Genomic DNA, 19,887 nt, shown 5'->3' on the forward strand with positions numbered 1-19,887 from the left:
CCCCGTCAAGGCCGTCAGCCAAACCAGTCAAAACCCTTAAAGCTCAACTCGCTCAACCAACCCCAAGGACGCATCAGCCTGCCGCTTGCGGCGCCGCCGCCCTCGTTGTGGCGCCATATAGACCCCATCATTCCAAACTGTCAACGACCAATCAGAACTTTTTCCAAAAATTCTTTCCACAGACAAACACTCAAAAAAGACCGACCAACGCAGCCCTTTTAGCATTACAGTTGCAAATTCGTCAGGCCGTGGCGAAAAGAATGATTTTCGAGTACCGGAGCGGAGCGTACTTCCAAGCATAGTCCCGAAAAGTTGCAGACTTTTCGGATAAGACTATGCGTCTGAGAAAGGTACGTGAGCACCGGAACGCGGACAAATCGCTCTTTGCAGCCCGGCATCACGAAGAATGCAACTGTAATGTTAGAAAAAAGCGAGCGCCAAAGCGCCTAGTTCTATTCGGGTTCATATTCACGCTGGCCGTCATCCTTGGAAAACAGCACACAGGGGCCCTGAGATCCGCGCGGATCATAGGCATATCCCTTTGCCGCGAGCGCATGTGTGATGTCCCGGATTCCGGCCAGACCATACAGGTGATCATGCAGTTCGAGAAATATGCGCTCTATCCCTGTCAAATCAGCGTTCTGAAGCAGATCGCGTTCGGCACCTTCAATATCCATGACCAGAACATTGATACCGTTGCGCAGGATAAACGCGTCAATATTGGCCGAGGACAACTCGATAGCGTGTTCGTATGGCCCTTGATTCTCATCCATCGATGACATCCAGAGATCCCGCCGCACATAGAAACGGAAAGAACATGGCTCGCCCGCAGTCAGGATACCTTGTGAAAGCACAACATTGTCGAGGTCGTTGGCATCGATAACGCGTCGAGCCAACGCTGCTGTCGATGGATTTGCCTCAAAGGCCCAAACCCTCATGTCGGGAATCTTGGCGATGATGGATGTGATGATGCCTATTCCCGAACCAAGTTCCAGAACGCGATCCCCCGGCTTTACCGCCTTGAAGATGGAGCGTGCTTCCTTGGCTTCATAGCTCCCGCCCGTCAAAGCCTGCCAGATAACGGGCGAGACCTCGTCCGACGAGATCGGTACGTTGATTCCATGTACTTTCAGCAAAACCGTGTGCCCCAATTCCCCGGCACCAGAACATCACCCTCAAGACGATGCAAAGGTGCCCTCCTTTCGACCTTGTCACACCGCACGATGAATTTGCGATGTATTCAGTGCATGAACATAAACTGATTTATGGGGTCTTTGCCAGTTGTCACGACGTGTTATCGTCACTGGCCTGGGGCACCACCAACAGCCTTTGCATCCTGGCCATTTTGACCGTGAAGGTGTTTGAGTTTCGAAGCGGGCATCGGCTTACCTATGAGATAGCCCTGGACCTGGTCGCAACCCAGTCGTTTCAAACATTCGAACTGCTCTTCGGTTTCAATGCCTTCGGCAATAGTCACCATTTTGAGGCTGCGCCCCACTCCGGTTACGAGCTCAACAATCGCAAGAGCATCAGGCCGCGTCGTGACATCGCGCACAAAAGACCGATCAATCTTGATCTTGTCGAATGGAAACCCGCTCAAACTGCCGAGCGAAGAATAGCCCGTTCCGAAATCATCCATCGCAATCTGGATACCCAATGCTTTCAATTGCCGCAGCGAACTCAAGGTCTGCTCGTTTTTGTCGAGCAGCACCGATTCTGTAATCTCCAGTTCCAGGCGCTTTGCCTGAAGCCCGCTCTCTTCAAGCGCATCGATTACACTTTGAATGAGGTTCAAGCTGCGAAACTGAACCGGGGATAGATTAACCGCAATTTTGAGCGGCTTGTTCCAACGGGCCGCCTCCAGACAGGCTGTCTTCAGCACCCAGTCTCCAAGCGCGTGAATAACGCCTATCTTTTCGGCAACAGGAATGAATTCAACGGGGGAAACAGCCCCCCTGATGGGATGCGTCCAGCGAAGCAGCGCTTCATAACCGCATATTTCACGCGTGATCGTACAGGCCTGCGGTTGATAGTAGACTTCCATTTCGCCGTTCTCCAATGCATTCTGGAGATCGGCTTCGAATGATTTCTTCTCACGCAAGCGTGTCTGCATCTGGGATTTGAAGACGCTTGCATGTCCGGGGCCCAGCGCCTTTGCTTCATAGAGCGCCAGATCAGCATGCTTGAAAAGTTCTTCTGTATCCGGTTCACCCTCGGAAATCGCAACACCGACGCAGGTTCCGATTTTTATTTCCAGCTCGCCGACGTGATATGGCTGGCTGATAGTTTCCATAAGACGGTCCGCCAGCCCGAGCGCTTCTTCTTCCGACAGCCCTGTCGACAGCAGCGCAAATTCATCTCCGCCAAGCCGGCACACCATATCGCCGCGTTCGCCGAGCTTGGTAAGGCGCCCCGCAACCGCCTGTAGCAGAGCATCGCCGACATCGTGCCCCAATGTATCGTTGACGTCCTTGAACCCGTCGAGATCCAGAAGAAGAACGACGGCCGACTGTCCTCCGGACTGGGCAGTCTGGAGCCGCTTTTCCAGATCCTGGCGAAACAGGACACGATTGGGCAATCCAGTCAGCGCATCGTGATGTGCATCGTGCTCAAGCCTGAAATTTTGCGACTGAAGTTCGCCTGTCGCCTGCCGCAGATCATGTGTCAGGCGCTGCATGCTGCCGTGTGCCCGATCGAGCAGCTTGTTGTGGCGGAGCAGAAGGATGACCAGCACTACACCGCACAGAATAAGCCCCGCTGCCAGGCCGGTATAGATCAGATGCAATTGACGGACTTCGGCCTGTGCGGCATCGATAAGCCCGACATCATACTCAACGGCTGACGATGCAAGTGCTGTCATCGGTGCATCAAGGGTGCCCATCGATTGCAGGACAGGCTTGATGCTTTCCGCGTCAAGTTTGTCCAATCGCACGTCCAGCATCTGCAGGATATCGGTGAGATTCACAAAGAGTTCGCGCCGTTGCGGATCATTTTGAATGAAGGAACGCAGATTGCCTTGCTGCAACAGTTCCAGACGGCCAAGCATGATATCGAGACGGAGACGGACTTCGTCCCGAGCATCCTGGTTCAGGTTCAAGGCGTATCCGGCCAGAACGTGTTCAAGCCGCATATATTCCGAAACCGTTTGGCCAATGGCCCAGGAGTCGTTGTAACGGGAAAACTTCTGAAGCGCCGACTGTCGCTCCGTAATGACATAGGCGATATAAGCCGTTGCCACGACGAAACAACAGATAATAACGCCTAGAATTCGTCTCACACTTTGCCTCTACTCAACTATCAGCCTGGCAACCTGCCACGCGGAACGTGTGTAATAAGTCTGGCTTTGGAGCTGCGGATCGCTGTCATACGGGTAGACTATAAACAATGGGCCTTTATCGCGAACCGCCATGTAATTGCCATCCCGCTTCATGGCAAGAATAACATTGAACTTCTTGAAATCCTCCATCGGCAACGAGGTTACATAGTCGTTCAACGCTACCGCCGTCACCTTCGTTCCCTTTGCCCCCACGACCGTCATCAGCTTGTCCATCGACACGCCTTCGAAGCGCACACGGCCATCATACCATGGATTGGCCGTTTCCACGGTTACAAGACCGATCGCCTCCAGCATGTCCCGGTCGAACTGGGCCGTATCGCCAATATTTGTATTCGAGATATTGCCGGATATGACAAGGATCGGTTTCCCTGCCGGTTTGACCAGCGGCTCAGCCGCCGCCCCCGATAGCCAGACAAAGGGCAGGAGCAGACAGATAAAGAGGCGGATGGGTTTCATTGCATTTCTCCATGATAAATCAGATCATTAAAGAAAATTGCCTAAATCAATGTGAAGATCGCACGGATTCTGTAATTTTTGATGGTCGAGTGTAATAGAAATGAAATAACGATTGACATGGTCCAAAAGAGCAAACGGGCAACGTCGCTGACGCTGCCCGTTGGAGACAATCGGTCGTTTTCGTCTTTTCAAGCAGCCAGTTTTCCACCCCTCATGGGCGTCGGCACGCCGGTCGTGCTTGGAAAACTGATGGGCAGGCCGCTCAAGACACGCACCGCGAGGAAGGCAAAACATTCAGCCTCGACGGCATCACCCCGCCAGCCAAGTGTTTCAACGGGGACAAGTTCCACTTTGGCGCGCTCGATCAGCATGCGCATCATGGTTGGATTGCGGCGCCCGCCGCCACTCACCGCCAGGCGCTTTGGCCGACGCGGCAGAATATCCAGGGCCTTGCCCACGGCGGAGGTTGTAAACGCGGTCAGCGTCGCCGCCCCGTCCGCTTCATCGAGACCATCGGCCATCGCTTCGGTGAAATCGAACCGGTCTAGCGATTTGGGATAAGGCGCGGTGAAATAGGGATGCCTGAGCAATTCGGCAAGCCGGTCCTCGTCCACCCTGCCCCTTGCGGCCAGAGCCCCGTCGCGATCCATCTCGCCCAGTCCGCGCTTCTTCATGAAGTCGTTTATCGGTGCATTGGCAGGACCGGTGTCGAATGCCACAAGGGCTTTGTCGCCATCCCACCATGTTATATTGCCGACACCGCCCAAATTGAGAATGGCTGTATCGCCGCTTGCATCCGTGCTGCGCAACAAGGCGGCATGATATATTGCGGCAAGCGGAGCGCCCTGCCCGCCTGCGCGGATGTCCGCAGTCCGGAAATCATAGGCGACCCTGGTGCCCAGCAATTCGCTCATGAGCTTTCCATCGCCAAGTTGCCTTGTGTCTCCGGATCGGCCCGCCTGTGGCGCACGATGCAAAACCGTCTGGCCGTGAAAGCCAACCACGCCGATTTCCCCCATCGACATGCCGCTTTCTTCCACCAGTTCGCGCACGGCCGCAGATTGCGCGCGTGTCAGCGCTTCTTCGGCCTCGGCGAAAACGGCAGGTTCCGGCCCATCGAAATTCCAGATGCGCGCTTCGGCCTGCGCCTGTTCCAGAAGGTTTCGAATCCAGCTTGGATAAGGTTTCAACGCATAGGCGCCAAATTCTGCGATGGTTTCACCATCCGTTTTCAAAAGGGCAACGTCGATGTTCCCATCGAGAACAGTCCCCGTCATCAGGCCGACGGCCCATATTGGCTGCATAAGCCTCTCCTATCCCTGCGAAATGACGTCGCTCCGCTCCGGCTTGCGCGCGTCACAGAATAACATTACCGCGTCATGCAAATAACAGTTCCCGAAACTGTCTACTGCACGAGCTTTTGAATGCAAGGCCGGATAGATGACTATCCGCTAGCGAAAGCCGTGATATATCTGCATGGAAGCGAGCCGGATCAGATACAGGCTCCGCATGATACAAGATCGCAAAGGCACCTATAATGGCTTCACCGTCCTCTCCTCCGCGAATTGAACAAGAAGAGCGCCTTGAGCGATTGGCATTGTTGCAAGGCAAGCTGAAGGAGCGCGGCATTGGCGGCCTGCTGCTCGGCCCAACGGCAAGCTTGCGTTATTATACCGGGCTCGTCTGGCACATCAGCGAACGTTTCCTGGGTGCGCTCGTCACACCGTCGGAGATCATCTATATCGTTCCCGGTTTTGAACAGAGCCGTGTCGAGAGCCTGCCGCATCTGGCGGGAGAAATCCGTGTCTGGCAGGAAGAAGAGAGTCCCGCCGCACTGATCGCATCGATCATTCCGGCAGGTGCCGCACTTGCCGTGGACGAGGCCATCCCGCTGTTCGTCTATAACGCTCTCAAACATGAAATTTCTCCAGAGCGCCTGCTTGATGGCGGAGAATTGATTCGCGAACAACGCATCCGCAAGTCGGCCAGCGAAATCGCGATCATTCAATATGCGATGGATCTGACGCTTGAGGTTCATCGTCGGGTCCATGCGCTCATCAAACCCGGCATTGCCGCAAGCGAAGTGGTGCGCTTCATCGACGAGCAGCACCGTGCGCTGGGGGCTGCCGGCGGTTCGACCTTCTGCATCGTTTCCTTTGGAACCGCGACATCGCTGCCGCACGGCGCAGATGGAGAACAGTTCTATCAGCCGGGTGATGTCATCCTGGTGGATACCGGATGCCGTATCGACGGCTATCATTCCGATCTCACACGCACCTACATGCTGGAGGAGCCGACACCCGAGTTTTCGCGCATATGGGCAATCGAACGCGAAGCGCAGCAAGCCGTTTTCGACGCGGCGAAGCCGGGTGCGGCCTGTTCAACCCTCGACGATGCCGCTCGCGCGACATTGGTGAAACACGGATTGGGGCCGGATTATGCGTTGCCGGGCCTTCCGCATCGCGCCGGTCACGGCCTTGGCCTTGAGATTCACGAGGCTCCTTACATTGTGCGCGGCAATTCACGTCCGCTTGCTGAAGGCATGTGCTTTTCCAACGAGCCGATGATCGTGGTTCCGGATCAATTCGGCATTCGTCTGGAAGATCATATTCATATGACGGCAACCGGGCCGAAATGGTTCACCCAGCCGGCAAAAGGCCCGACAGAACCTTTCGCATGAAGTTGCGGATCGCTATCGGTCGCCGGGTATCCCAGTCCAGCTTTCCGACAGCTTTGCATCAATCCCGATCAGATCGATGGCACGCGCCGCGATCTGATCGGCCACTTCATCGACCGATTGCGGTTTGAAATAGAAAGCCGGAACCGGCGGCATCACAATAGCGCCCATTTCAGTCACCGTGCACATATTGCGCAGATGCACCAGATGCAGCGGCGTTTCTCGCGCTATCAGGACCAGTCTGCGCCGTTCCTTCAAATGAACGTCGGCGGCGCGGGTGAGCAGGCTGTCGCTGTGTCCCGTTGCGATCGCCGCGAGCGTCCGCATCGAGCAGGGCGCCACAATCATGCCCGCTGTCGCGACAGATCCGCTCGCAATCAGCGCGCCGATATCGCTGACGGAATAGCTCCTGTGTGCGAGCCGATGCAAAAGCGCATAGCCGTCAGGGCCCAGCTCATGACGCAAAGTCTGCTGCGCGGCATCCGATACGACAAGATGGGTTTCAACCTCGCTCAAGGAGGCAAGCTGTTCCAGCAGTTTGAGCGGTATCAGAGCGCCTGATGCACCGGAAATGCCGACCACAACCCTTTTCATCGCATTTTTTCCTTGTCCAGCCCGAGTTCGCCCCACATCGCATCGACATTTGCGATCACATCATCGCTCATCTTCAGAACCGTGCCCCATTCCCGATCGGTTTCGGCGCCTGTCTTGTTGGTCGCGTCAAGACCGAGCTTCCCGCCCAAACCCGACCGCGGCGAAGCGAAATCAAGATAATCCACCGGCGTATCGGTGAGCGTGACGACGTCGCGGCTCGCATCGAAGCGGGTGGCGAGCGCCCACATGACATCATCCCAATTGCGAACATTGATGTCCGGGTCGACCGCGATTATGAGCTTGGTATAACTGAACTGCGGCAACATCGACCAAAGCCCCATCATCACCCGCCGCGCCTGGCCGGGATAGCGCTTGTCGATTGAAACCACCATTGCACGATAGGAGCACGCCGCAGGCGGCAACCATAAATCGGTAATTTCGGGGAACTGTTTTCGGACAATCGGCACGAACAGATCGTTCATCACCTCGCCCAGTCTGGATGGTTCGTCCGGCGGGCGGCCGGTATAGGTGGAAAGATAGACCGGGTTCTTCCGCATGGTCATCGCCGTCAACTGCATGACCGGGAATTCCTCGACGCTGTTGTAATAGCCGGTGTGATCGCCATACGGCCCTTCGGGCGCGGTGATCGATGTGGAAACGCGCCCTTCCAGAATAATTTCAGCATTTGCAGGCACGCAAAGCGGCACCGTGCGGGCATCGACAACAGACAACCTGCGTCCGGCAAGCAGGCCCGAAAAGGCAAGCTCGCTCATTCCCTCGGGCAAAGGCATGACGGCCGAAAGAATTGTCGCGGGATCAGCGCCGATGATCACCGCTACCGGCATATCCTCCCCGCGCTTTTGCCACATGCGATGATGGCGCGCGCCACCGCGATGGGCGAGCCAGCGCATGATCAGCCTGTCCCGGCCAAGCTTCTGCATCCGGTAAATTCCAACATTGATATCCGACGGATCATCCGGTGCCCGTGTGATGACGAGCGGCCAGGTCACAAGCGGCGCCGGTTCTCCCGGCCAGCACCACTGGATCGGCAACAAATCGAGATCGATAGTTTCGCCTTCCAGTATCCTTGCCTGGGCCGATGCGCGCCGAACATGGCGCAGACGCATATTCAACGCGGCCTTCGCCAAAGGCAGCTTGCTCCATATCTCGCCCGCCGAACGCGGTGCGCTTGGCGCACGCAGTTCCGCCAGCATTCCGGCAAGGTCCGCAATTTCGTCCGTGGAACGACCAAATCCCAACGCAATCCGCCGTTGCGATCCGAAAAGATTGGCCACCAGCGGCATTGAATGATGGCGCCCGTCGGCATCGACCGGCTGTTCGAAGAGCAAAGCCGGACCGTCGGTCTCCAGCACACGCTTGTGGATTTCCGTTATCTCCTGGACCAGCGATACGGGACGCCTGATCCGAACAAGATCCTTGCGCCGTTCAAGCTCGGACAGGAAGCTTTGGAGACAATCATAATGCGGGGGACAGGAAGCGGCCGTTTTCATGTTCGACCTTTGAATATCGAATTCTTTCGCCGTCTTTGATCTGAATCAAACTGTCCGCCTATTGAATCGTTTAATTCCAGATGCACCTTAAAAAGCTCATCGGAGCTGAGTGATGATGAAGATACCCCCAGTCGTGGCTGTCCCAGCCCGGCTTGTGCCGCCATTTCTGCTCGCCCCCTTTGTCTCGCGCATTTTCTTTCAGGTCATGCGCGCGCATCCGGGTCTTTTCGAGCGTCTTGGAGATTATGCGACGAAACGTTTCCGTTTTCGCCCCTCCGACATACCGTTCGCTTTCGTGATCGAGCCGGACAAGCCGCGGATAACAATCATACGTGAAGATGAAACCCCGGAAGTCGATGCCGGCATCGAAGGGCCGCTGGTTATGTTGCTGGCACTTCTTGAGGGCAAGCTTGACGGGGATGCGCTGTTCTTCTCCAGGGATATCACGGTAACCGGTGACATGGAGGCCATGCTGGCGCTTCGCAATGCGCTGGATGATTGCAATATCGACCTTCCATCCGATCTCGGCACAAGCGCCGGGCCGTTTGCCCCGATGGTACGCGGTATCGCAAATTACGTGCGCGGCAAAGCCTTGGGCAAGGAGGCGGCCTGATGGAACTGATTTGTCCTGCCGGCACCCCGTCAGCCCTGCGCGAAGCGGTAAGCGCTGGCGCAGACGCCGTTTACTGCGGTTTTCGCGATGAAACGAATGCGCGCAACTTTCCCGGTCTCAATTTCAGCCGCGATGAGCTGCGCGACGCAATCCAGTTTGCCCATGCCCGCAAAACGCAGGTTTTCGTCGCCATCAACACGTTCATGCGCGCAGGCGATGAACACATCTGGTATCAGGCCGTGGATGATGCTTGCGCCCTTGGCGCAGATGCGGTCATTCTGGCCGATTTCGGTTTGATGGCCTACACGGCCACGAAACATCCATCGCAGCGCCTTCACGTATCCGTGCAGGCTTCCGCCTCCAATGCGGACGCAATTCAGTTTCTCGTCGATGCGTTCAAGGCAAAACGTGTCGTGTTGCCGCGCGTTTTGACGATTGCCGATATTGCGAAACTCGGGCGCAAGATCGATTGCGAAATGGAAGTGTTCGTCTTCGGCGGATTATGCGTCATGGCGGAAGGGCGTTGCTCCCTGTCCTCCTATGCGACGGGCAGATCGCCCAACATGAACGGTGTCTGCTCGCCCGCAAGCCATGTCCGCTACCGCCAGGACGGGCAGGAGCTCGTGTCAGAACTCGGAGACTATACGATCAACCGTTTCCCCCTGGGCGAACCAACCGGCTATCCCACGCTCTGCAAAGGCCGGTTCAATATTGCCGACGATCAGGGTTATGCATTCGAAGATCCGGTTTCGCTCGACGTCATGAACCATATAGACGAATTGCGGGCAGCGGGCGTTTCGGCGCTCAAGATCGAAGGCCGGCAGCGTGGCAAGGCCTATGTCGGCGAAGTCGTCTCCACGCTTCGCCAGACACTTGCCGCAACCCCGGAAAACCGTGCAGCCCTTTTGTCCCGCCTCCGTCTGCTGAGTGAAGGCCAGCAGACGACTTCAGGCGCCTACGACAAACGCTGGAGATAGATATGTCAGCAGCCAGCCTCAGCCTCGGTCCCGTTCTCTTTTTGTGGGACGGCCCGAAATGGCGCGATTTTTATTTCCGTATCGCCGATGAAGCCCCGGTACCCCACGTCACAGTCGGTGAAATCGTCTGTTCCAAGCGGCTTCATTTCATGGCTCCCTATATGGACGCCGTGATCGAGCGGTTGAAGCGTGCGGGAAAGACAGTGAGCCTCGGCTCCCTGGCGCTCGTCATGCTTGAGCGGGAAGCAAAACAGGTCCGTCAAACGATCGGGGAAGCCACGCTGCCGGTGGAAGCAAACGACCTCTCGGCATTGGGGCTCCTGTCGGGTGTGCCCCATAATGTCGGGCCGCTGGTCAATGTTTATAACGCGGCAACGGCGAAAGTTCTAGCGGCACGCGGCGCGCAGTCGATCTGCCTCCCGCCGGAATTGCCCATCAGCTCCATCCGGGAGATCGTCAAAGCCGCACCGGATATTGCGTTTGAAGTTTTTGCGTTCGGGCGCGTGCCGTTGGCCATTTCGGCCCGATGCGCGCATGCGCGGTCCAAAGGCCATATAAAGGACAACTGCCAGTTCGTCTGCGGTGAAGAACCGGACGGATTGCCTGTCAAGACACTGGATAGCCAGCCCTTTTTGGCGTTGAACGGTGTACAGACGCTTTCATATACCTGTCAGTCCCTTATCGAGGATCTGCCCGACATGCTGGATGCAGGGATCAGGCGTTTCAGATTGTCGCCGCAGGATTGCGACATGGTGGAAGTGGCTCATATTCATGACGCGGTGCTGAACCGGCTTATCGATCCTGACGAAGGGATTGCGCGCCTGAAAAAGGTCTATCCGGACGCGCCGCTTTCAAATGGGTTCCTGCACGGGGGGATTGGTGCGGCATGGATCAGCCGCCAGCGTTCCCTGGCTGCAAACTAATGCATGTCTCCCAAAAACGGGAACCGTTTCCGCAGAGGGGGAACCACCACGTTGCTTTCAGCGCAGATGGCAGCTGCCGTGAGAGCGATGCCCGGACGCTTGCCCAGGAAACGGATATGAACCCGCACGTCCATTCTGGTAAAACCCGCAAGGAACGGATGCGTTTTCAGTAAGCCGGATTGGCTGTCAATGCCCTCATTGGGTCGAAAACATCAATCACGTTTTCTGAAAGTCGATGCGTCGATAGAGAGCCTTTGCAGGCGGGCATAGAGGCTGCGGCGTGGCAATTGCAATGTCGCCGCCGCCGCGCCCACATCGCCGTTACACCGATCCAGCGTCGCGCGAATGACACTCTCCTCGAAACGGTCCATCTGCTCCGAAAGGGAAAGCGGGCTGGCCTCCATCAGGGTGTCCTGACGCAGTCCCAGCACCACTTGCTTGGCATAATTGCGCAGTTCGCGCACATTCCCTGACCATTCATCGGAATTGAGCCGTGCTTCCATCGCGGCATTGATTGGAGGTCGCGGCTGGCCGAACTGGGCGGCTGCTTCATCCAGAAAATAGGAGAAAAGCAAACCTATATCCTTCCGCCGCTCACGCAAGGGAGGCACGCGGAGCCTGACCGTTTCAAGACGATAGAGCAGATCGGAGCGAAAACGTCCGGAAGCCACGGCTTCTTCCAGATTGCCTTTCGCGGCGGCGACAATCCTTAGATTGACTGCACGCGGCTCTCCGGAAAGCGAAGGCAGTTCACGTTCTTCGACGACACGCAGCAGCTTGCCCTGAACAGAAGGCGACATGCTGTCTATCTCATCGAGAAACAATGTGCCGCGATCCGCATCTGCAATTCTTCCGCGCTGAATGCGGCTTCCGAACAGAACCTCATCGGCAATGGCATCGGGCAAGGCGGCGCAGTCGATGGCGACGAAACCGCGGGCGTGACGCGCGCTCCTGCGATGCAGGAGGCGGGCCACCAGTTCCTTGCCTGTTCCGGTTTCGCCTTCGATCAACACATCGACATCGACGCTGGCAAGCTGACGGATCGTGTCGCGCAGACGCACCATGACCGGCGTTTCGCCCAGCAAAGGATAGTCCTGTTCGGCATCTGCCGCCGCACGGCGAAGACGGCGATTTTCCAATACCAGGCGACGCATTTCCAGCGCGCGGCGAACACTCGATATCAGATGGTCGGCAGCAAACGGCTTGGCGATGAAGTCGAACGCGCCTTTTTTGAGCGACGACACAGCCATTCCAATATCGCCATGTCCCGTCATCAAGATGACGGGCAGTTCGGGATCGCGCGCCAGCAATGCTTCCATCATTGCATCCCCATCGACACGCGGCATGCGAATATCGGTCACAACGATGCCCGGATAATCCGGCGTCAGGCTGGTCAAGGCGGACTGCCCGTCGCCATGCACCTCGATATCAAGACCGGCGATTTCGAATGAGTCAGCCAAAGCCGTTCGAAAGGCGGCGTCGTCATCGATCAGCATCACCCGCAGGGGCTCACTTTCCGTCATGGCCGTTTTCCTCCTTTGCCCGCTTCAAAGTGGCAGCAAAAGCCGCGCCGCCAAGCTGCGATGGTACGACGCGCAGCGTTCCTTCCAGTTCGGTCATGAGGTCCCTTGCGATGCCGAGCCCCAGACCGAGGCCATCTGCCTTGCCTGTGACAAACGGGCTGAAAATCTCATCGGCCAGTTCCGGGTCGATGCCCGGCCCGTTATCGTCCACGACAAGCGAAATCCGATCGCCGTCCTCGCGAACGCTGAACGAAACATGGGGATTCTCGCGGTTTGCCACTGCATCCAATGCGTTTTGCAGCAAGTTCACCAGCACCTGCTCGGACCGGACACGGCAGGCAAATATCGCAATGTCGGACCGCTCCGGTATATCCAGCCGGACCTTGGCGTTGCGGAACCGGTCTCCCATCAGCAGCATCGTGCCATCCACAAGCTCATTCAGCGAAAGCGGACGAGCCACACCGCTGCGACGCCGCGCAAAGCGGCGCATTTCTTGCGTGATGGAACCTATGCGCGCCGTCAGTTCCACGGAGGTTTTGAGATTATCGGCAACCTTGTCGAGCTTTCCATGGGCAAGATGGTGCTGTGCGTTTTCGGCGAGGGTCCGAATGGTCGCAACCGGCTGGTTGATCTCATGCACCAAGCCGGCGGTAATCGACCCAAGGGAGGCCAGCCTGTTTGCCTGGGCAAGTTCCTCCCGCGCTTCGCGAAAACGCTTGTCGGCCCGCTCGCGCTGCGTCATTTCCGCACTCAATGCCGCCGTTCGTTCTTCAACGGCAGTCTCAAGTTCGGCCCGATAGGCCGCAGCATGCGCCGCACGGCTCGCCCGCCAATAAAAGGCCCCCGCAATCACCACGAAAACAAGAATAGCCGCCACCGTCATCAAGCGCGCAAGATCGTTTGCAGCACGCAAGGCTTGCCCTGTCGGTTCTATGTGAACCAGTTTCAAGGCCGTTTCAGCAATCGGTTCATCAACTGCAACCGAATATTGGCCGGAAGGCCCGATCATCATCCCGTCCGCGGCAAAATGATAATTGCTCGGCTTCATATCCGCAGCATTGAACTGCCCGCTCTCGATAATCCGTGCGCGTTCCGTGGTTGATAGGGGCTGAAAGGACCGAAGGTCTTCGACCCTATCCGTGGAGGCAAGTATGATCCCGCGCGGATCGACCACGAAAGTTTGGCCTGGATCATTCGACCACGCCTGTACCAGCCGGTGAAACTCGAATTTTATGACGACCACACCGACCGGATTGGCCTGGTCGCCGATGCGCCGTGCCAGGAACAGACCAAAGCGGCCGCTCAGATCGCCGATGGCATAATATTCCGCCGAGCCCGTTGCCATCGCGCCTTTGAAATAGGGACGAAAATCGTAATTGCGCCCGACAAAGCTCTCCGGCGTATTGGCGTTCGATGATGCGATAACGGTACCGTCACGCGCGATCACATAAATGATCGGCGAACCGATCTGGTGCGCAAGAAGTTCCAGTTTCTGATTGAGCCGTGCTGTTGCGTCCTGCGAACCGCCGGCCAGTACATCGCGCAGATCGCTATATTCCTTCAAGACGACAGGCAATAACCGGAACTTCGCCAGTTCACTGTCGATGAGGCGGGTCTGCTGGCGCGCTATAAGCGTCGCATTCTGACGGAGCCCGCCAAGCGCCTCGCTTTCAGCCCACAATCGCGCGGAAAACCAAACGCCGATCGCCAGGGAAAAAGCAAGGACGACCAGACAGAGTTTTGCAATCTTCGAGGGCGTCTTCATTTGTGCCGATTTATGCAAAGTCAAACAAAGAGTCACGCAGAATCTTGCACAGGCCTCATCGGGAAATATGAGGAATTTTACAAATAGTCCATTTATTTCAACATCTTCAACTTTTTAAGCTTGCTCTCTGGCGATCATGTCCCTGCTACAGCATGTTAGCGCCACTTCGAAATGGGGAGTTTCGAAGGGAGGAGCCTGACCGTGAAACCCATCAACATAGCATCGGCATTGCAACCATTTTCCGCGGCCACCCGCGTCAGCCGGATTACCGCTATTGCATGCTGGAAGCTGAAGTGGAGCGCGGACTGACATCATTCACCACCGCCAACAAGGCTTTTCCCGCGACCCTGGCTGGAAGCGCGAAAAGACAGGGGGCTGGCAGATGAAAACACCCCGAAACCGATCCGACGATTTGGTTCCACAACAAGGGGTGAAATTCAAGAATCGAGAGATTGGAAGGAGCAACCCATGGTCTCAATTACAAACGAACGGAGTGACGTGCGAAGCACCAACAGCCGCCTGAAATCCATTATCGGCGGCTCGACCGGCAATCTGGTCGAATGGTTCGACTGGTATGTCTACGCAGCATTTGCGCTCTATTTCGCACCGCACTTCTTCCCGTCCGAAAGCCAGACCGCGCAGCTCATGAGTGCTGCCGCAGTCTTTGCTGTCGGCTTCGTCATGCGCCCCATCGGCGCCTGGATCATGGGGATTTATGCCGACCGCAAGGGTCGCAAGGCAGGTCTGGCGCTGTCCGTGACGCTGATGTGCGCCGGTTCGCTCATCATTGCGCTTACGCCGGACTATCAGACCATCGGGCTGGCAGCCCCCGCCCTCCTCGTGATCGCCCGCTTGATGCAGGGCCTGTCGGTTGGCGGTGAATACGGTGCCAGCGCCACATACCTGTCCGAAATGGCAGGCAAGGATCGTCGCGGCTTCTTCTCCTCCTTCCAGTATGTCACGCTGATTTCAGGACAGCTTCTCGCGATCCTGCTTCTGATCGTGCTTCAGTCGACCATGGAAACTCCCGCACTGGAATCCTGGGGTTGGCGTATTCCCTTCTTCATCGGCGCCCTGCTTGCCGTTGTCGTGTTCTGGCTGCGCCGCGGCCTTGCGGAAACCGAAAGCTTCAAGAATGCAAAGGCCAATGATGCTCCCAAATCCGGTTTCTGGACGCTTATCAAGTATCATCCGAAGGAAACCGCTCTGGTCATGCTCTTGACCGCCGGCGGCACGCTCGCATTCTATGCTTATTCGATTTACATGCAGAAGTTTCTGGTGAACACGTCCGGTTTCAGCCGGGAAGTGGCAAGCCAGATCAACGCCGTGACATTGTTCGTCTTCATGTGCCTGCAACCCGTCGCCGGTGCCTTGTCGGACAAGATCGGCCGCAAGCCATTGATGATCGCGTTTGGCGTCGCAGGTGTTCTTTTCACCTATCCTATCTTCACGACACTGGAACAGACCCGCGACCCCATAACCGCCGGGCTTCTGGTCATGGGTGCGCTCATCATCGTCACCGGTTACACCTCGATCAATGCTGTGGTGAAAGCGGAACTTTTCCCGGCGCACATTCGTGCACTCGGCGTGGCCCTGCCCTATGCGCTTGCCAATACGCTCTTTGGCGGCACTGCCGAATATGTGGCGCTGAGCTTCAAGAATGGCGGCTGGGAACGCGGCTTCTACTGGTATGTCACCATCATGATCGGCATTTCCCTGATCGTTTATCTGCGCATGCGGGATACGAGCAAGGACAGCATGATCAAGGAAGACTGATCCTGCCTCCCAAGCAGCAAAATGCCGGGCTGGCATCGGCCCGAAAATCGGAACTGATTTTCGGGCCGATGCGTGGATTCTATAGCCAGGAAGGCCGTTTAGCGTCCGTTAGGGACGCCCGGCATTTTTATTCCTCCTGCTGCATGGTCCGAAACCGTCCCGGGCTTTGTCCCATCCATTTATGAAATGCGCGATAAAAGGCGCTCGGCTCACTATAGCCAAGTTCGGCAGCCACTTCGGCCACACTGAGCCTGTTTTCCTGCAATAGCCTTTCGGCAATCACGAAACGCAGTTCGTCCTTGATTGTCCCGAAACTCTGCCCTTCCCCACGCAGCCTGCGACGCAAGGTTGGTGCGGACATGCCAAGCCTGCCTGCCAGTTCGTCGAAAGATGGCCAGTCGGCGGTTGGTAAGGCGCTGAGCTGCGCGCGCACCCTCGCGGAAAGATCGTCATCATGGCGATAGCGGATCAGAATATTGGCGGGAGCTTCGCGCAGAAAACTTTCCAGTGCCACATCGCTGCGAACGATCGGCAGCGACAGGTAGGATGAAGAGAAGACCAGTCGTGTCACTGGCTGATCGAACAGGACGGGTGCACCGAAAAACTTGTGATAATCCTGCCGGTGCACCGGAGCGGGACATGCAAAGTCGAGCGTGCGCAACGGAATGCGCCGGCCGACGAGCCAGCACGCGACCCCCATCAGGATCAGCCAATAGGCACGGTAGGCAAAAGCCGGTCGCGGAGATCCGGCATCGGTCAGCACAATATGGGCCATGCCATCGCGAACGCGCAATTCGCCGTGCGGATCATCCAGCACCACATTGAGAAACTGCAAGGCGCGTCGCAAGGCGCGTTCCAGCGTGCCCGCATGCAGCACGGCATGACAAAGCAGGTTGAAGCTGCCGGGACGCATCGGCCGCGCCGCAAGCCCGAAGAATTCATCATCAATCGTTTCGGCGATCAGCCACCATAGGCGGCCATATTCGACATTGGTGACTGGTTCGGTCACATGTTCCGGCAGGCCGATCATTGCCATGAGGGGAGCCGTGTCCATCCCCCGGCTGCGCACGCTTTCCAGCGCATCCTCAACAAAGCCAGGCGCTATATTATGGCGTTCCATGCAAGTCCTTATTGTAAAATCGATCACACATTTATGCATCTCATGTCATTGTTTGCAATGCGCGAATGATTAACCTTTGACCATGTCGGCCACGAGGAGGTGGCGGCCTGGGAGGTTATACTGGAATGACTGAAACACCCGTTTCAGCGCGGCTGGCACGTTATGATGACGCCGTTGCGCAATTTCGCATCGAAGATGCCATTGCTAAGCTTGAGGGCAATCCTGAAACCGGCCTCAATGCCTGTGTTGAATGCTGCGACCGGCACACCGGCGATAATCGCGTGGCCCTGCGCGCAATAGCGGCCAATGGCGAACTTTCCGAATTCACCTTCGAGAACCTGCGCGATATGGCCGCCCGTGTCGGCAATATGCTGAAAGATGCAGGCGTCGGCTCTGGCGATGTGGTCGCGGGCCTGTTGCCGCGCACGCCGGAACTCATCGCAACCATTCTCGGCGCATGGCGTATCGGCGCGATCTATCAGCCGCTTTTCACCGCCTTTGGTCCGAAAGCAATCGAGCACCGCCTGAAGACAAGCGGCGCAAAACTGGTCGTCACGAACACGGCCAACCGCTCCAAACTGACAGAAGTTGAAAATTGCCCACGGGTGGCGATCGTTCTGGCATCCGGCGAAAGCCTGCCGGCCGGTGACATCGATTATCGCGCAGCGACTGCTGCTGCGTCGGTTGATTGCCCACCGGTGCTTCGCAAGGACAGCGACCTGTTCATGATGATGTCGACGTCCGGCACGGCGGGCCTGCCCAAAGGTGTTCCGGTTCCTCTTTACGCCCTTCTGGCATTCGGCGCCTATATGCGCGAAGCCATCGGGCTGCGTTCAGACGATGTTTTCTGGAATATTGCCGATCCGGGCTGGGCATATGGTCTTTATTATGCCGTGACCGGTCCATTGCAGCTTGGCATGGCAACAACGCTTTATGAAGGCGGCTTCACCGCTGAAAGCACCTACGACATCATCGAGCGCCTCGGCGTCACCAGCCTGGCCGGTTCACCAACCGCCTTCCGTCTGCTGATGGCGGAGGGACCAGAGGCAGCAAGGCGTGTCAAAGGCCGGCTGCGCGTCGTTTCGAGTGCCGGGGAGCCGCTTAACCCGGAAGTCATTCGCTGGTTCGATGCGCATCTTGGCACACCTATCCATGATCATTATGGCCAGACCGAACTCGGCATGGTCGTGAACAATCATCATGGCCTCGAACATGTCGTTCGGCACGGTTCGGCTGGCTATGCAATGCCCGGTTATCGCGTCGCCGTTCTGGATGACCAAAGCAATGAGCTGGGCCCAAACCAGCCGGGCATTCTCGCGGTCGACATTGCGAAGTCACCGCTTCTCTGGTTTTCCGGCTATTACCGCCAAGAAACCCCGGCTATCGCTGATGGTTATTATCGCACCGGCGATACAGTGGAGTTTGAGCCGGATGGTTCGATCAGCTTCATTGGCCGCGCCGATGACGTTATAACATCTTCCGGCTATCGCATCGGACCTTTCGATGTCGAGAGTGCCCTTCTTGAACACGCAGCCGTCAATGAAGCGGCGGTCGTCGGCGTTCCCGATCCGCAGCGGACGGAAATTGTGAAGGCATTCGTTATTCTTGCGCCCGGTTTCGAAGGTACGCAGGAACTGAAGGACGAGCTGGCACTGCATGTGAAGAAACGGCTCTCCGCCCATTCCTACCCGCGTGAAATTGACTTCCTGAGCGAACTTCCCAAGACGCCAAGTGGAAAAATCCAACGGTTTCTTCTGCGCAAGGCGGAAATCGACAAACAGCAACAAACGAAGGCCTGAGGACAAGAATATGCAGATTAAGGATCGGGTATTTCTGATTACCGGCGCAGGTTCCGGCCTCGGTGCCGCGGTTGCGAAAATGGCCGTCGAAACCGGCGGCAAAGTTTTGCTGATCGATGTGAATGCGGAAGCGGGTGAAGCGCAGGCCAAGGCACTTGGCGCGGCGGCAAAGTTTCACCGCACCGACGTCACCAGCGATACGGACGGCAAGGCTGCCATCGATGCCGCACTGGAAGCTTTCGGGCATATTGATGTGCTCGTCAACTGTGCCGGTGTTGCGCCGGGTGAAAAGGTTCTCGGCCGCGACGGTGCGCACAAGCTCGAAAGCTTCGCACGTACGATCTCGATCAATCTGATCGGCACTTTCAACATGCTGCGCCTGGCCGCCGAAGCCATGGCAAAGAACGAATCTGGCGAAGGCGGAGAGCGCGGCGTCATTATCAATACGGCGTCGGTTGCAGCCTTTGACGGCCAGATCGGTCAGGCGGCCTATTCCGCTTCCAAGGGCGGCGTCGCTGCCATGACCTTGCCCGTGGCGCGCGAACTGGCGCGTCACGGCATTCGTGTCATGACGATCGCGCCCGGAATTTTCGCCACGCCGATGATGGCGGGCATGCCGCGGGAAGTGCAGGATGCGCTTGGCGCCTCCGTGCCGTTCCCGCCTCGCCTCGGACGCCCGGAAGAATATGCGGCGCTGGCGCGTCATATCGTGGAAAACCAGATGCTGAACGGTGAAGTCATCCGTCTGGACGGCGCACTGCGCATGGCAGCGAAATAAAGCAATTCCAGGAAAAGTGGAAACGGGTTTTCCGTCCG

Annotated in this window: 17 protein-coding genes; 8 read left to right on the top strand and 9 right to left on the bottom strand. The window is 57.0% G+C overall.

Annotated features, from left to right (window positions below; all coding sequences use genetic code 11):
* Nucleotides 1-302, top strand: a 302-nt coding sequence (locus AVM02_RS11650; RefSeq protein ID WP_411507128.1) for a hypothetical protein, incomplete at its 5' end; no start/stop codon positions are given.
* A 150-nt stretch (nt 303-452) separates the two neighbouring features.
* Here the strand turns inward: AVM02_RS11650 and AVM02_RS11655 are convergent.
* From AVM02_RS11655 to AVM02_RS11670, 4 genes are all read right to left on the bottom strand, one after another.
* On the bottom strand, nt 453-1,151 hold the full coding sequence (locus tag AVM02_RS11655; RefSeq protein WP_411507129.1) for an FkbM family methyltransferase: 699 nt from the start codon (nt 1,149-1,151) through the stop codon (nt 453-455).
* Between the two features lie 149 nt (nt 1,152-1,300).
* Nucleotides 1,301-3,277 (bottom strand): putative bifunctional diguanylate cyclase/phosphodiesterase, encoded by a 1,977-nt coding sequence (locus tag AVM02_RS11660; RefSeq protein ID WP_411507130.1) that lies wholly within the window; start codon nt 3,275-3,277, stop codon nt 1,301-1,303.
* 9 nt (nt 3,278-3,286) lie between these two features.
* On the bottom strand, nt 3,287-3,793 hold the full coding sequence (locus AVM02_RS11665; protein WP_411507131.1) for an oxidoreductase: 507 nt from the start codon (nt 3,791-3,793) through the stop codon (nt 3,287-3,289).
* 188 nt (nt 3,794-3,981) lie between these two features.
* Nucleotides 3,982-5,097: an anhydro-N-acetylmuramic acid kinase gene (locus AVM02_RS11670; protein ID WP_411507132.1), complete on the bottom strand. Its 1,116-nt coding sequence runs from the start codon at nt 5,095-5,097 to the stop codon at nt 3,982-3,984.
* Between the two features lie 233 nt (nt 5,098-5,330).
* Between AVM02_RS11670 and AVM02_RS11675 the strand changes: the two genes are divergently transcribed.
* Nucleotides 5,331-6,473 carry a M24 family metallopeptidase gene (locus tag AVM02_RS11675; protein WP_411507133.1) on the top strand — a complete coding sequence of 381 codons (1,143 nt, stop codon included), beginning with the start codon at nt 5,331-5,333 and terminating at the stop codon, nt 6,471-6,473.
* 12 nt (nt 6,474-6,485) lie between these two features.
* Here the strand turns inward: AVM02_RS11675 and AVM02_RS11680 are convergent, their stop codons facing one another.
* Nucleotides 6,486-7,064 carry a UbiX family flavin prenyltransferase gene (locus AVM02_RS11680; RefSeq protein ID WP_411507134.1) on the bottom strand — a complete coding sequence of 193 codons (579 nt, stop codon included), beginning with the start codon at nt 7,062-7,064 and terminating at the stop codon, nt 6,486-6,488.
* Nucleotides 7,061-8,575, bottom strand: coding sequence for a UbiD family decarboxylase (locus AVM02_RS11685; RefSeq protein ID WP_411507135.1), 1,515 nt, complete (start codon nt 8,573-8,575; stop codon nt 7,061-7,063). Before AVM02_RS11685 ends, AVM02_RS11680 begins: the two co-directional genes overlap by 4 nt.
* A gap of 112 nt (nt 8,576-8,687) precedes the next feature.
* Between AVM02_RS11685 and AVM02_RS11690 the strand changes: the two genes are divergently transcribed.
* Genes AVM02_RS11690 through AVM02_RS11700 form a run of 3 tightly spaced genes read left to right on the top strand, consistent with a single transcriptional unit; the run spans nt 8,688 to nt 11,088 of the window.
* Nucleotides 8,688-9,188 (top strand): SCP2 domain-containing protein, encoded by a 501-nt coding sequence (locus AVM02_RS11690; RefSeq protein WP_411507136.1) that lies wholly within the window; start codon nt 8,688-8,690, stop codon nt 9,186-9,188.
* A complete protein-coding gene (locus tag AVM02_RS11695) occupies nt 9,188-10,165 on the top strand; it encodes a peptidase U32 family protein (protein WP_411507137.1) in 978 nt (325 codons plus the stop codon). The genes AVM02_RS11690 and AVM02_RS11695 overlap by 1 nt, the downstream gene beginning before the upstream one ends.
* A 2-nt stretch (nt 10,166-10,167) precedes the next feature.
* Complete coding sequence (locus AVM02_RS11700) at nt 10,168-11,088, top strand: U32 family peptidase (RefSeq protein ID WP_411507138.1); 921 nt, start codon at nt 10,168-10,170, stop codon at nt 11,086-11,088.
* A 212-nt stretch (nt 11,089-11,300) separates the two neighbouring features.
* Here AVM02_RS11700 and AVM02_RS11705 read toward each other — a convergent pair whose 3' ends face one another.
* Nucleotides 11,301-12,611 carry a sigma-54-dependent transcriptional regulator gene (locus tag AVM02_RS11705; protein WP_411507139.1) on the bottom strand — a complete coding sequence of 437 codons (1,311 nt, stop codon included), beginning with the start codon at nt 12,609-12,611 and terminating at the stop codon, nt 11,301-11,303.
* A complete protein-coding gene (locus AVM02_RS11710; RefSeq protein ID WP_411507140.1) occupies nt 12,598-14,376 on the bottom strand; it encodes an ATP-binding protein in 1,779 nt (592 codons plus the stop codon). The genes AVM02_RS11705 and AVM02_RS11710 overlap by 14 nt, the downstream gene beginning before the upstream one ends.
* A 468-nt stretch (nt 14,377-14,844) precedes the next feature.
* Here AVM02_RS11710 and AVM02_RS11715 point away from each other — a divergent pair, with 468 nt between their 5' ends.
* The gene (locus tag AVM02_RS11715; RefSeq protein WP_411507141.1) at nt 14,845-16,152 is read left to right on the top strand and encodes an MFS transporter; all 1,308 of its coding nucleotides are present in this window, start codon (nt 14,845-14,847) and stop codon (nt 16,150-16,152) included.
* A gap of 127 nt (nt 16,153-16,279) precedes the next feature.
* Here the strand turns inward: AVM02_RS11715 and AVM02_RS11720 are convergent, their stop codons facing one another.
* The gene (locus tag AVM02_RS11720) at nt 16,280-17,272 is read right to left on the bottom strand and encodes an AraC family transcriptional regulator (RefSeq protein WP_411507142.1); all 993 of its coding nucleotides are present in this window, start codon (nt 17,270-17,272) and stop codon (nt 16,280-16,282) included.
* 125 nt (nt 17,273-17,397) lie between these two features.
* On the opposite strand from AVM02_RS11720, the gene AVM02_RS11725 reads away from it, so the two are divergent.
* The gene (locus AVM02_RS11725; RefSeq protein WP_411507143.1) at nt 17,398-19,071 is read left to right on the top strand and encodes an acyl-CoA synthetase; all 1,674 of its coding nucleotides are present in this window, start codon (nt 17,398-17,400) and stop codon (nt 19,069-19,071) included.
* Nucleotides 19,072-19,081: 10 nt separating this feature from the next.
* The gene (locus AVM02_RS11730) at nt 19,082-19,849 is read left to right on the top strand and encodes a 3-hydroxyacyl-CoA dehydrogenase (RefSeq protein ID WP_411507144.1); all 768 of its coding nucleotides are present in this window, start codon (nt 19,082-19,084) and stop codon (nt 19,847-19,849) included.
* Nucleotides 19,850-19,887 lie beyond the last annotated feature (38 nt).

Origin of the sequence: Brucella anthropi, from assembly GCF_046630315.1 — a bacterium.
Classification (GTDB): domain Bacteria; phylum Pseudomonadota; class Alphaproteobacteria; order Rhizobiales; family Rhizobiaceae; genus Brucella; species Brucella anthropi_A.